The sequence below is a fragment of the Micrococcus endophyticus genome (assembly GCF_014205115.1).
GTDB classification, from domain to species: domain Bacteria; phylum Actinomycetota; class Actinomycetes; order Actinomycetales; family Micrococcaceae; genus Micrococcus; species Micrococcus endophyticus.
This window is the reverse complement of the sequence record NZ_JACHMW010000001.1, coordinates 794907-807366: the sequence shown is the minus strand read 5'-3', so window position 1 is coordinate 807366 and position 12460 is coordinate 794907. Positions and strand designations below refer to the sequence as shown.

The 12460-nt window shown below is 72.7% G+C and carries 12 protein-coding genes; 8 read left to right on the top strand and 4 right to left on the bottom strand.

Going from position 1 to position 12460, the window contains the following annotated elements:
* The first annotated feature begins 10 nt into the window (after positions 1-10).
* Positions 11-994, top strand: a complete 984-nt coding sequence (locus HDA33_RS03645) for a heme o synthase (protein ID WP_184171003.1) — start codon at positions 11-13, stop codon at positions 992-994.
* A gap of 189 nt (positions 995-1183) precedes the next feature.
* Here the strand turns inward: HDA33_RS03645 and HDA33_RS03640 are convergent, their stop codons facing one another.
* Genes HDA33_RS03640 through HDA33_RS03630 form a run of 3 tightly spaced genes read right to left on the bottom strand, consistent with a single transcriptional unit; the run spans position 1184 to position 4033 of the window.
* Positions 1184-2200 carry a COX15/CtaA family protein gene (locus HDA33_RS03640; RefSeq protein ID WP_184171001.1) on the bottom strand — a complete coding sequence of 339 codons (1017 nt, stop codon included), beginning with the start codon at positions 2198-2200 and terminating at the stop codon, positions 1184-1186.
* 49 nt (positions 2201-2249) lie between these two features.
* Complete coding sequence (locus HDA33_RS03635) at positions 2250-3068, bottom strand: ABC transporter permease (protein WP_246416858.1); 819 nt, start codon at positions 3066-3068, stop codon at positions 2250-2252.
* The gene (locus HDA33_RS03630) at positions 3065-4033 is read right to left on the bottom strand and encodes an ABC transporter ATP-binding protein (protein ID WP_158494618.1); all 969 of its coding nucleotides are present in this window, start codon (positions 4031-4033) and stop codon (positions 3065-3067) included. Before HDA33_RS03630 ends, HDA33_RS03635 begins: the two co-directional genes overlap by 4 nt.
* 139 nt (positions 4034-4172) lie before the next feature.
* On the opposite strand from HDA33_RS03630, the gene HDA33_RS03625 reads away from it, so the two are divergent.
* The 6 genes from HDA33_RS03625 to HDA33_RS03600 all read left to right on the top strand — a co-directional run bounded on the left by HDA33_RS03625 (position 4173) and on the right by HDA33_RS03600 (position 9706).
* Positions 4173-4868, top strand: coding sequence for a helix-turn-helix domain-containing protein (locus tag HDA33_RS03625; protein ID WP_261982033.1), 696 nt, complete (start codon positions 4173-4175; stop codon positions 4866-4868).
* A gap of 76 nt (positions 4869-4944) precedes the next feature.
* On the top strand, positions 4945-6417 hold the full coding sequence (gene sufB / locus HDA33_RS03620; protein ID WP_017489211.1) for a Fe-S cluster assembly protein SufB: 1473 nt from the start codon (positions 4945-4947) through the stop codon (positions 6415-6417).
* A 1-nt stretch (position 6418) separates the two neighbouring features.
* Positions 6419-7657, top strand: a complete 1239-nt coding sequence (gene sufD / locus HDA33_RS03615; RefSeq protein WP_184170998.1) for a Fe-S cluster assembly protein SufD — start codon at positions 6419-6421, stop codon at positions 7655-7657.
* Positions 7658-7704: 47 nt separating this feature from the next.
* A complete protein-coding gene (gene sufC, locus HDA33_RS03610) occupies positions 7705-8469 on the top strand; it encodes a Fe-S cluster assembly ATPase SufC (RefSeq protein ID WP_158494616.1) in 765 nt (254 codons plus the stop codon).
* Between the two features lies 1 nt (position 8470).
* Positions 8471-8797, top strand: coding sequence for a metal-sulfur cluster assembly factor (locus HDA33_RS03605; RefSeq protein WP_017489214.1), 327 nt, complete (start codon positions 8471-8473; stop codon positions 8795-8797).
* A 267-nt stretch (positions 8798-9064) separates the two neighbouring features.
* Positions 9065-9706, top strand: a complete 642-nt coding sequence (locus HDA33_RS03600) for a hypothetical protein (RefSeq protein WP_184170995.1) — start codon at positions 9065-9067, stop codon at positions 9704-9706.
* Positions 9707-9793: 87 nt separating this feature from the next.
* Here the strand turns inward: HDA33_RS03600 and ypfJ are convergent, their stop codons facing one another.
* On the bottom strand, positions 9794-10729 hold the full coding sequence (gene ypfJ / locus HDA33_RS03595) for a KPN_02809 family neutral zinc metallopeptidase (protein ID WP_184170992.1): 936 nt from the start codon (positions 10727-10729) through the stop codon (positions 9794-9796).
* A 124-nt stretch (positions 10730-10853) separates the two neighbouring features.
* On the opposite strand from ypfJ, the gene HDA33_RS03590 reads away from it, so the two are divergent.
* Positions 10854-12452, top strand: a complete 1599-nt coding sequence (locus tag HDA33_RS03590) for an ABC-F family ATP-binding cassette domain-containing protein (protein ID WP_158493126.1) — start codon at positions 10854-10856, stop codon at positions 12450-12452.
* The last annotated feature ends 8 nt before the right edge of the window (positions 12453-12460 follow it).

Sequence of the window (12460 nt, the reverse complement as noted above, 5' to 3'; positions counted from 1 at the left end):
TGAGAAGCAGATGTCATCCTCCCTGGAGTCGTCGTCCGCCGCCCGCGTCGAGACCGCCCCGCCCGGCGTCGTCGACCGGTCCAAGCCGAGCCTGTCCCGCAAGGTGCGGGCGTACGTGGAGCTGACCAAGCCCCGGGTGATCGAGCTGCTGCTCGTGACCACGCTGCCCACCATGATCTTCGCCCAGCGCGGGTTCCCGGACGTGCTCACCATGGCCGCCACCCTCGTGGGCGGCGCGCTGGCCGCCGGCGCCTCCGGCACGTTCAACTGCTACATCGACCGGGACATCGACCGGGTGATGAAGCGCACGGAGAACCGCCCGCTCGTCACCGGCGAGGTCACCCCGCGCGAGGCCCTCGTGTTCGCCTGGGTGCAGACGGTGGTCTCCATCCTCGTCCTCGGCTTCGGCGCCAACTGGCTGGCCGCCGCCCTGGGCGTCGCGGCGATCTTCTTCTACGTGGTCGTCTACTCGCTGGTGCTCAAGCGCCGGACCGAGCAGAACATCGTGTGGGGCGGCATCGCGGGCTGCTTCCCCGTGCTGATCGCGTGGGCCGCCGTGCGCGGGACCGTGGAGTGGCCGGCCATCGTGCTGTTCACGGTGATCTTCCTGTGGACCCCGCCGCACTACTGGCCGCTGTCCATGAAGTACAAGCGCGACTACCAGGAGGCGGACGTGCCGATGCTCGGCGCCATCGCCTCCGCGCGCCACGTCTCCAACCAGGTCGTCCTGTACGCGTGGGCCACCGTGGTCTGCTCCCTGCTGCTCGTCCCGATGGGCTGGGCCGGCATCGTCTACACCTCCGTGGCCCTCGTGGTCGGCGGCTGGTTCGTATGGGAGTCGCACGTGCTGCACGGTCAGGCCCGGCGCGAGGACTTCGAGGACCGCAAGGCCATGAAGGTCTTCCACCTCTCCATCACCTACCTCACGCTGCTGTTCATCGCGCTGGCCGTCGACCCGTTCGTGGGAGAGCCGCTGATGCGCTTCGGCGCCTGACGCGCCCGCGGCCCCACCGCCCGCTGCTCAGGACGGACACCTCTCCCGGACCCCGGGACGAGGACGGCCCCGCCCCCTCCGCGATGGAGGTGGCGGGGCCGTTCTCGTAGGGGAGTCCCGCGGGCCCGTGCCCGTCCGAGGGCCGGCCCGCGTGGGCCGGCGGCGTCGGCGAGGCCCCCGGCGGGGACGTCAGCGCGCGTTGGCGGTCTCAGGCGTGGGGTCGGCGTCGAGGAGCGCAGCGGGGCCGGCGGTGACGTACCGGGAGCGCTGGCGGTCCCAGACCTCGGTGGCCGCGGCCACGAGCAGCGCGGAGCCGAGCATGTGCAGGATCACGAGGACCACAGGCAGGCCCGTGAAGTGCTGGGTGTAGCCGATGGCCGCCTGGAGTGCGATGGCCAGCAGCAGCCGCAGCACGGCCGCCCGCTGGAGGCGGGAGGCGCCCTCGGCGCGGCGCACGGTGAACAGCAGCACGAGGGCGGCGGCGATGAGCAGGTACACCGGGATCACGTGCACGCGGGTGACCAGCAGCGGGTCGAAGGCGTGGCGCGGGGCGTCCGGGTCGCCGCCGTGCGGGCCGGTGCCGGTCACCACGGTGCCGAGGTAGACGGCCGCCCAGGTGAAGGCGAACGTGGCCCAGGCGGCGGCGCGGGAGGCGCCGGTGGTGACGCCGTCCACGACCCGCACCCCGGCCCGGCCGGCCCGGCGCTCGGCCCCGATGCGGATCACGAGCAGCGTGGCCACGGCCACCATGACGGAGGAGACGATGAAGTGCCCGGCCACCCACCACGGGTCGAGCTCGGTGAGCACCACGATGCCGCCGACGATCGCCTGCGCAGGGATGCCGGCCAGCAGGCCCACGGAGAGCCAGAACGGGCTCCGGTGGGTGCGGCGCAGGCGCCACAGGGACAGGAACATGGCCGCGGCGATGACCACCAGCACGAAGGTGAGCGTGCGGTTGCCGAACTCGATGTAGCCGTGGATGCCCATCTCGGGCGTGTTGGTGAGCGACTCCGGGGTGCACTTCGGCCAGGTGGGGCAGCCCAGGCCGGAGCCGGTCAGGCGGACGGCGCCGCCGGTCACGATGATGCCGATCTCGGAGGCCAGGGACGCCACCGCCAGGGCGAAGGTGCCCCGCGTGATGCGGTCGGGCAGGCGGGCGGCGAGGCCGGCCTGCGAGGTCCGGGCCTCGGTGGGGGTGGGGGACACGATGTCCTTCCGGTGGTCGGGTGGGGTCGGTGCGGGGAGCGCCGGCGGCTCAGGGCCGCCAGCGGAACCAGCGGAGCGCCGCGGCCACGGCCACGGCGCACCACAGGGCGAGCACGAGCAGGGGGATCGGGGCCCACGCGCCGTCCACGAGGGCGGCGCGCAGGGCGGAGCCGAGGGCGCCGGAGGGCAGCAGGTCCACGCCGGGCACGCGCGAGGGGAACACGGTGCCGCCGACGGCGCCGAAGAGCACCCACAGCAGGTTGGCGGCCGCGAGGGTGGCCTCGGGCCGCGCGGTGCCGGCCAGCAGCAGGCCCAGCGCGGTGAAGGCGGCCGCGCCGAGGGCGAGGGCGACGACGGCGGGCAGGATCCCCGCCGCCTCGGGGCGCCAGCCGAGGGCCAGGCCGACCCCGCCGATCACGGCGACCTGCACCAGCAGCAGGGCGACCACGGACAGGGCCTTGCCGGCCACGAGGCCGAGCGTGCCCAGCGGCGTCGTGGCGAGGGCGGCGAGCACGTCGTAGCGGCGCTCGAAGCCGGTGGCGATCGCCGTCGCGGTGAAGGCGGAGCTGATGACGGCCAGGGCCAGGACGCCCGGGACGGCCACGTCGAGGCCGGAGCGGCCGGGCTCGTCCAGCAGGCCGGTGACGTGCACGCCCACCAGGGCGAGCAGCGGCAGGACCACCGTGACGAGCAGCTGCTCGCCGTTGCGCAGAGCGGTGCCGGTCTCGTAGGCGGCCTGGCGCAGCACGCGGGTGGCCAGCGGGGCGGCCCCGGCGTGGGGGGCGGTGCCCGACGCAGGGACCTGCCCGGCGGTGCGGGGCTCGGCGGCGTGCTGCGCGGCGGAGCCGGGGGCGGTGGGGGGGCTCATGCGGCGGTCTCCCGGAGGATCTGCTCGAGGCGCAGTCCGGCGCGCTCGAAGCGGGTGGGCATCAGGGCGTGGCGGTGCCAGCTCGCGGCGAGTGCGGCGAGCTCGGCGGGCCCGTGGACGCCGGCCACCCGCAGGCGGGCGGGCTCGGCGAGGCCGGCGGCCCGCAGCGGCTCGGGGAGGGCGTCCGCCCAGGCGCGCACGGCCTCGGGGGCGGCGTCGCCGAAGTCCACGTCCACCACGTCGCCCTCGGCCACGCGGGTCAGGTCGGCGAGCGAGCCGGCGCGGACCACGCGGCCGGCGCGCAGGATGGCGACGTCGTCCGCGAGCCGCTCGGCGTCGTCGAGCAGGTGGGTGGTCAGGAGGACGGCGGCGCCGCGCGCCGTCTGCTCCCGGACCACCTCGTGCACCACGGGGCGGGTCTCGGGGTCCAGGCCCGCGGTGGGCTCGTCCAGGAACAGCATGTCCGGGCGGCCCACGAGGGCCGCGGCGAGGGCGACCCGCTGGCGCTGGCCACCGGAGAGCCGGCGCAGGGGCCGGCCGGCGACGTCGGCGATCAGCAGGCGCTCGAGCAGCGGCTCCACGGGCATCGGGTCCCGGTAGAGGGAGGCCACGTGGCCCACGAACCGGCGGGCGGGCACCGAGGGCGGCAGGCCGCCCTCCTGCCACATCACGCCGATGCGGGCGCGCAGGTCCGCGGGCGCGCGCCAGGGGTCCGCGCCGAACACCCGGACGGCGCCGGCGTCGGGGCGGTCCATGCCGTGGCAGAGGCCGAGCGTGGTGGACTTGCCGGCGCCGTTGGGGCCGAGCAGCACGGTGACGGCGCCGGCGCGGGCCGTGAGGTCCACGCCGCGCAGGACGGGGGTGCGCGCGCGGCCGCGGCCGAGGCTCCGGTGGACGTCGCGCAGGCGCAGGACGGGCTCGTCGCGCGGTGCGGGATCCGGGGTCAGGACAGGTCGGGGCACCATCCCAGTCTAGGCCCGGGCCCCGCGCGCAGACGGGCCGACGACGGCGCCCTCGGCCGGGGGTGACGGAGGCCACGCCGGGGTCCGCGCCAGGACAGGCGTGCCTCACTTGAACGGTTCCAGATCAATAGGTCATTATGGCGTGGTGTATTCCGACCTGCCTTCGCATCGTGCCGCCCCGGCGCCCGCCGAGGGCACGCGCGAGCGCGTCCTCCAGCTGGTCCTCACCCGGGGACCGGTGAGCGCGGCGGAGATCGGCAGGGAGCTGGAGCTGACGGCCGCGGCCGTCCGACGTCACCTGGACGCCCTCGAGGAGGACGCCCTCGTGGAGGTCAAGCGGGTCACCTCGGCGCGCGGGGCCGGCCGGCCCTCCCGCCGCTACGTCGTGACCTCCCACGCCCAGGAGCACCTGCCCAAGGACCACCTCGCCGTGGCCCTGCACTCCCTAGCCCGGCTCGAGGAGCTCGGCGGGGACGAGGAGGTCCGCCGCACCGCCCGCCGCGCGTTCCGTGACGTGGAGGAGCGGTTCGCCGCCGCCGTCGACGGCCGGGACACCGAGCTCCAGGAGCGCACCCGCATCCTGGCCTCGGTGCTGGACGACGCCGGCTTCGCCGGAACGCTGCGCCACTTCGGCGCGGGCCTGGCGCCCACCCTGCGCGCCGACCAGGTGTGCCAGGGCCACTGCCCCTTCCAGGGAATCCCGGCGCGCCATCCGCAGTTCTGTGAAGAGGAGACCGAGCTGTTCGCCCGCCTGCTGCAGGTGGACGTGCGCCGCCTGTCCACCCTCGCCGCCGGCGCCCACGTGTGCACCACGCACGTGCCGCTGGGCCGAGACTGAGCCGCGCGGGCCCCGCCCCGGCTCCCCGAGACCACCCAGACCGACATCGACCGCAGTGACAACGAGAGAGGCTGAGATGACTGACCAGATCGTCCAGCGGGACCCCGTGGAGAACGCCGACCCCGGCGTGATCCAGGAGATCCTCGACAAGAACCCCGAACTGAACGCCATCGGCGCCTACCAGTACGGCTGGGCCGACTCCGACGCGGCGGGCGAGAAGGCCGTCCGTGGCCTCAACGAGGACGTCGTCCGCGACATCTCCGGCAAGAAGGACGAACCGGAGTGGATGCGGAACCTGCGCCTGAAGGCGCTCAAGTACTTCGAGCGCAAGCCGATGCCCGCGTGGGGCCCGGACCTGTCCGGGATCGACTTCGACAACATCAAGTACTTCGTTCGCTCCACCGAGGGCCAGGCCAAGACCTGGGAGGACCTGCCCGAGGACATCCGCAACACCTACGAGCGCCTCGGCATCCCCGAGGCCGAGCGCGAGCGCCTCGTGGCCGGCGTCGCCGCCCAGTACGAGTCCGAGGTCGTCTACCACCAGATCCGCGAGGACCTGGAGGAGCAGGGCGTCGTGTTCCTGGACACGGACACCGCCCTCAAGGAGCACCCCGAGATCTTCGAGGAGTACTTCGGCACCGTGATCCCGGTGGGCGACAACAAGTTCGCCTCCCTGAACACGGCCGTGTGGTCCGGCGGCTCCTTCGTGTACGTGCCCAAGGGCGTGCACGTGGAGATCCCGCTCCAGGCCTACTTCCGCATCAACACGGAGAACATGGGCCAGTTCGAGCGGACGCTGATCATCGCGGACGAGGACTCCTACGTCCACTACATCGAGGGCTGCACCGCCCCGATCTACAACTCCGACTCGCTGCACTCCGCGGTCGTGGAGATCGTGGTGAAGAAGAACGCCCGTGTGCGCTACACCACCATCCAGAACTGGTCCACGAACGTGTACAACCTCGTGACCAAGCGCGCCGTCGTCGAGTCCGGCGGCACCATGGAGTGGGTCGACGGCAACATCGGCTCCAAGGTGACCATGAAGTACCCCGCCGTGTACCTCACCGGCGAGCACGCCACCGGCGAGACCCTCTCCGTGGCGTTCGCGGGCAAGGACCAGCACCAGGACACCGGCTCCAAGATGGTCCACATGGCGCCGAACACCTCGAGCTCCATCGTGTCCAAGTCCGTGGCCCGCAACGGCGGCCGCGCCGCCTACCGCGGCCTCGTGCAGGTGACCGAGGGCGCCAAGAACTCGGCCAACTCCGTGGTCTGCGACGCCCTGCTGGTGGACACCGTGTCCCGCTCGGACACGTACCCCTACATCGACATCCGCGAGGACGACGTGACCCTCGGCCACGAGGCCACCGTCTCCAAGGTGTCCGAGGAGCAGCTCTTCTACCTGATGAGCCGCGGCCTCTCCGAGGACGAGGCCATGGCCATGATCGTGCGCGGCTTCATCGAGCCGATCGCGCGCGAGCTGCCCATGGAGTACGCCCTCGAGCTCAACAAGCTGATCGAACTGCAGATGGAAGGATCGGTGGGCTGACATGACCGACACCGTGGAGAACACCCAGGGCAGCATGATCCCCGGCATGGGCGAGGAGGGCGAGAAGCTCACCGTGGCCCAGACGTCGTCCCCGCGCGCCGGCGCGCCCGAGCGTAACGCCGCCGGGTCCCGCGCCGACCGCGTCAGCTCCTACGAGCTGGCCGACTTCCCCGTGCTCACCGGGCGCGAGGAGGACTGGCGCTTCACCCCGCTCAAGCGCCTCGGCGGGCTGCACCTGCCCGAGGGCGACGACGCCCGCCTCACCGGCGCCGCCCCGTCCGTGACCGTGGCCGAGCAGGTCGGCGTGCGCGTGGAGACCGTGGCCCGGGACGACGCCCGCGTCGGCTCGGTCCTCACCCCGGACGACCGGGTGTCCGCGGCCGCCTGGAACTCCGTGGCCCAGGCCACCGTGGTCACCGTCTCCGGCGAGGTCGCCGAGCCGGTGCGCATCGACGTCGTCGGCTCCTCCGCCGAGCCGGCCGCGATGCACCTGACCGTGATCGTCGAGGAGAACGCCCAGGCCGACGTCGTGCTCGCCCACCGCGGAACCGCCGTGCTGGCCCAGAACGTCGAGTTCGACGTGCGCCGCGACGCCCGCCTCAACGTGGTCTCGCTGCAGGCGTGGGAGGACGACGCCGTGCACGTGTCCGCCCAGCAGGCCTCCGTGGCCACGAACGCGCGGTTCAAGCACGTGGCCGTCTCGCACGGCGGCTCCGTGGTGCGCCTGACCCCGACCTCGCGGTTCGCCGCCGAGCGCGGCGAGGCCGAGATGTACGGCCTGTACTTCGCCGACGCCGGCCAGCACCTGGAGAACCGGCTGTTCGTGGACCACAACCAGCCGCGCTGCGTCTCGAACGTGCTCTACAAGGGCGCCCTGCAGGGGGCCGACGCCCGCACCGTGTGGGTGGGCGACGTGCTCATCCGCAAGGAGGCCGAGGGCACGGACACGTACGAGAAGAACCAGAACCTGCTGCTCTCCGACGGGGCGCGCGCCGACTCGGTGCCGAACCTGGAGATCGAGACCGGCGTGATCGAGGGGGCGGGCCACGCCTCGGCGACGGGCCGCTTCGACGAGACCCAGCTGTTCTACCTGATGGCCCGCGGCATCTCGGAGACCGAGGCCCGCCGCCTGATCGTGCGCGGCTTCCTCAACGAGATCATCCAGAAGATCGGCGTCCGCGACGTCGAGGACGAGCTCACCGCCGTCATGGAGGACGAGCTGCGCATCGCCGCGCTCTGACCGCCGCCGAAGAACCCCACCACGCTTCCTCACTAGGAGAACCACCCATGGCAACCCTGCAGATCACCGACCTGCACGTGCAGATCGAGACCGAGAACGGCCCCAAGGAGATCCTCAAGGGTCTCTCCCTCACCATCGAGACCGGCCAGACCCACGCCATCATGGGCCCCAACGGCTCCGGCAAGTCCACGCTGGCCTCCACCATCGCCGGCCACCCGCGCTACGAGGTCACCTCCGGCTCCATCACCCTCGACGGCGAGGACGTGCTGGAGATGGGCGTCGACGAGCGCGCCCAGGCCGGCCTGTTCCTGGCCATGCAGTACCCCGTGGAGATCCCGGGCGTCACCATGACCAACTTCCTGCGCACCGCCAAGACCGCCCTCGACGGCGAGGCCCCCTCGCTGCGCACCTGGACCAAGGACGTCAAGGGCGCCTTCGAGGCCCTGCAGATCGACCCGGCGTTCATGAACCGCAACGTCAACGAGGGCTTCTCCGGCGGCGAGAAGAAGCGCGCCGAGATCCTCCAGCTCGAGCTGTTCAAGCCGAAGTTCGCCATCCTCGATGAGACCGACTCCGGCCTCGACGTGGACGCGCTGCGCATCGTCTCCGAGGGCGTGAACCGAGCCGCCGAGCAGAACGAGATGGGCACCCTGCTCATCACCCACTACACGCGCATCCTCAACTACATCAAGCCGGACCACGTGCACGTGCTCGTGGACGGCCGCGTGGCCGAGTCCGGCGGCCCGGAGCTCGCCGCGCAGCTCGAGGCCGAGGGCTACGCCCGCTTCGAGAAGGCCGCGGCGGGGGTCTGAGATGACCGAGACCGCGAACCAGGTGCCCACGGAGGACGTCCGTGAGGCCCTCAAGGACGTGATCGACCCGGAGCTCGGCGTCAACGTCGTGGACCTGGGCCTGCTCTACGGGCTGCACTACGCCGAGGACGGCGCGCTGCTCGTGGACATGACCCTCACCACCGCGGCGTGCCCGCTGACCGACGAGATCGAGGACCAGGTCTCGCGCGCCATCGGCACCATGGTGGACGAGTGGCGCCTGAACTGGGTCTGGATGCCGCCGTGGGGTCCCGAGCGGATCACCGAGGACGGCCGCGACCAGATGCGGGCCCTCGGCTTCAACATCTGACCCCTCCCGTCCCGGGCGTGCGCGCCCCGGACCACGACGCCGGCCCGCACCTCCACGGGGAGGTGCGGGCCGGCGTCGTCATGCCGGGGGACCGGTGGGACTCCCGCCCGCACCTGCCGCCCATCCGGACCTTCCGACCGGTATGGGCGCCGGATTCCGGTCCGAAGGTCCGGATGGACGCGCGTGGTGGCGCTGGCCGGGCCGTCGGTGGACAATCGGGCACAGGCCCCTCACCGGGAGGGGTGCATCCTGGACAGGGGTCCCCGCATGGTCCTGATCGCCCGCTCAGCCCGCCCCGTGGTCGCCCTGGCGACGGCCCTCGCACTCGCCCTGACCGGCTGCGCCGCCGAGGCGGCCGGGCCCGTCGACGGGGACTCCGCCGCCGCGCCGGCGCCGACCTCGACGGGCGCCTCCCCGTCGGCGGAGGAGGCCTTCTGGGCGCGCTACCAGGCCACGATGGTCAGCGAGATCGACCCGGCGTTGAGCTTCGACGACCTGACGGAGAAGTCGACGGTGATCGTGCGCGGTCCCGTCATGGCGGCGGCCGGCGTCCGGGAGGTGGACGGGCGCGTCGTCGTCGCCCCGGCCGACGGTGACCAGACCTCCTCCCTGCTCACCGTGCGGGTGGAGGAGCGGATCACCGGGGAGGCGGGGGACACCGTCCGGGTGTGGGTCGCCGGCCCTGCCCCGACAGCGGAGCCGCCCACCGAGTCGTACCTCTGGTACCTGATGCCCGCGGACACACCGGACGCCCTGTTCACGGTGAGCCGGTCCGGCGTGATCGGGCCCGATGCCGGCGGGACGCTGAGCACGGTGATGGTGCCCGGCGACGGGGAGTTCATCCTGCCGGACGGGGCCGTCACGCTGGCGGACGTGCAGCGCCGGACCGAGGAGCTGCTCGAGCGCTGAGCGGCCCGTCCCCGCACCCGGACCGACGCCGGCGCCCCCGCCTTCCGTGGGGAGGGCGGGGGCGCCGTCGTGCTGCGCAGGTGCGGCTCAGATGTCCAGCGAGGATGCGCGGAAGGTGTCGCACTGGCGGAAGTCCGGCTCCTGCTGGGAGGTCTCGTAGCCGCGCAGGAACCACGCCATGCGCTGCTCGGAGGAGCCGTGGGTGAAGGCCTCCGGGTTCACGCGGCCGGTGGACATCTCCTGGATGCGGTCGTCGCCCACGGCGGCCGCGGCATCGATCGCCTGGCGCAGCTGCTCGCGGGAGATAGGCTGCAGGTAGGGCTCGCCGGACTCGGGGTCCACGGTGGTGGTCGCGGCGCCGGCCCACATGCCCGCGAGGCAGTCGGCCTGGAGCTCGGCGCGCACGGCGCCCGACTCAGGGCCGGTGCTGCCGTCCCGCGAGTACTGCAGGTAGCCGGTGACGTGCTGGACATGGTGGCCGTACTCGTGGGCCACGATGTACTGCTCCGCCAGCGGGCCGCCCTCGGCGCCGAAGTCCGACTGCAGGGTCTCGAAGAACGAGGTGTCGAAGTACATGGACTCGTCCGCCGGGCAGTAGAACGGGCCCATGGCCGAGGACGCGCTGCCGCAGCCGGTGCTCACGCTGCCGGCGAAGAGGGTGAGCTGCGGCTGACGCCAGTCCACGTCCGAGAACTGGGACATGTACTCGCCCCAGAACTGGTCCGCCGCCTCGGTGGCGGCGATCACGCGGCAGTCGGTGTTGCGGTTGGCGTCCGCGCCCGTGGAGCACTCCTCGTCCGACACGGGCTGGGTGCCGCCGGCGCCCTGCTGCTGGTACTGGCTCTGGCCGGTGGAGCCGCCGGTGTCGATGCCGAGCTGCCCGGCCAGGCCGGGGGCGAAGATCGCGAGCAGCAACGCGAGCAGGCCGCCGCCGCCGCCGATGGCCAGCCCGCGGCCGCCCATCCCGCCCCCGCCCGAGCGCGCGCGGCCGGCGTCGATCTGCACGTTGTCGTTGAAGCTCATGGGGCCAGAGTGTAGACGCACTAGACTGGCCCGGCGATGTGCCGCGCCCCGCCTGCGCCGCCGCGCGGAACCGCCGCCGAGCCACCCCGCCCCCTCACCCTGACCCCAGGAGCCTGCCACCCTCATGCTGACCGTCACCGATGTCGAACTGCGCGTGGGCGCCCGCCTCCTCATGGACGAGGTGAACTTCCGCGTGGACAAGGGGGACAAGGTCGGGCTCGTGGGCCGCAACGGCGCCGGCAAGACGACGCTCACCAAGATCCTCGCCGGCGGCGGCCAGCCCACGGCCGGCTCCGTGACCCGCACGGGCCGGATCGGCTACCTGCCCCAGGACCCCAAGGTCGAGGACATGGACCAGTCCGGCCGGGACCGCATCCTCTCCGCGCGGGACCTGGACCACACCATCCGCCGCATGCGCGAGGCCGAGGCCGGCATGGCCGCCGTCGACGACGTCGAGCGCCAGCGCGCGATGGACCGCTACTCCCGGCTCGAGGCGGAGTTCGAGGCCCGCGGCGGCTACGCGGCCGAGTCCGAGGCCGCCCGGATCACCTCCAACCTGGGCCTGCCGGACCGCGTGCTCGACCAGCCGCTGCACACCCTCTCCGGCGGCCAGCGCCGCCGCGTGGAGCTCGCCCGCATCCTCTTCTCCGACGCGGACATCATGCTGCTGGACGAGCCCACCAACCACCTGGACCACGACTCGATCGTGTGGCTGCGCGACTACCTCAAGACCTATCCGGGCGGCCTGCTGATGATCTCCCACGACGTGGAGCTCATGGAGATGACCGTCAACAAGGTCCTCTACCTGGACGCCAACCGGCAGACCATGGACGTCTACAACATGACGTGGAAGAACTACCTCGCACAGCGCCAGCAGGACGAGGCGCGCCGCCGTCGCGAGTTCGCCAACGCCGAGAAAAAGGCCTCGGCCCTGATGGCCCAGGCCGAGAAGATGCGCGCCAAGGCCACCAAGGCCACCGCCGCGCAGAACATGATCAAGCGCGCCGAGCGGCTGATGCGCGGCGTCGAGGGCGAGCGCGCCGCGGATCGCGTGGCCGCCATCCGGTTCCCCACCCCCCAGGCCTCCGGCAAGACGCCCCTGCGCGCCGAGAACCTCTCCAAGTCCTACGGCTCCCTCGAGATCTTCACCGGCGTGGACCTGGCGATCGACCGCGGCTCCCGCGTGGTGATCCTCGGCTACAACGGCGCCGGCAAGACCACCCTGCTGCGCATGCTGGCGGGGGAGGAGGCCCCGGACACGGGCGAGGTCCAGGAGGGGCACGGCCTGAAGCTGGGCTACTTCGCCCAGGAGCACGACACGCTGGACCAGGACGCCTCCGTGCTGGACAACATGCGCCACGCCGCCCCGCAGCTCGGCGACACCCAGGCGCGCACGCTCCTCGGCTCGTTCCTCTTCCAGGGCGACGACGTGGACAAGCCCGCCCGCGTCCTCTCCGGCGGCGAGAAGACCCGCCTGGCCCTGGCCACCCTCGTGGCCTCCAGCGCCAACGTGCTGCTGCTCGACGAGCCCACCAACAACCTGGACCCCGCCTCGCGCGAGGAGATCCTGGGCGCCCTGCGCCAGTACGAGGGCGCGGTCGTGCTCGTCACGCACGACGAGGGCGCCGTCGAGGCACTCGACCCCGAGCGCGTGGTCCTGCTGCCGGACGGCGTCGAGGACCTGTGGAACGAGGACTACAAGGACCTCATCACCCTGGCCTGAGCCGTCCG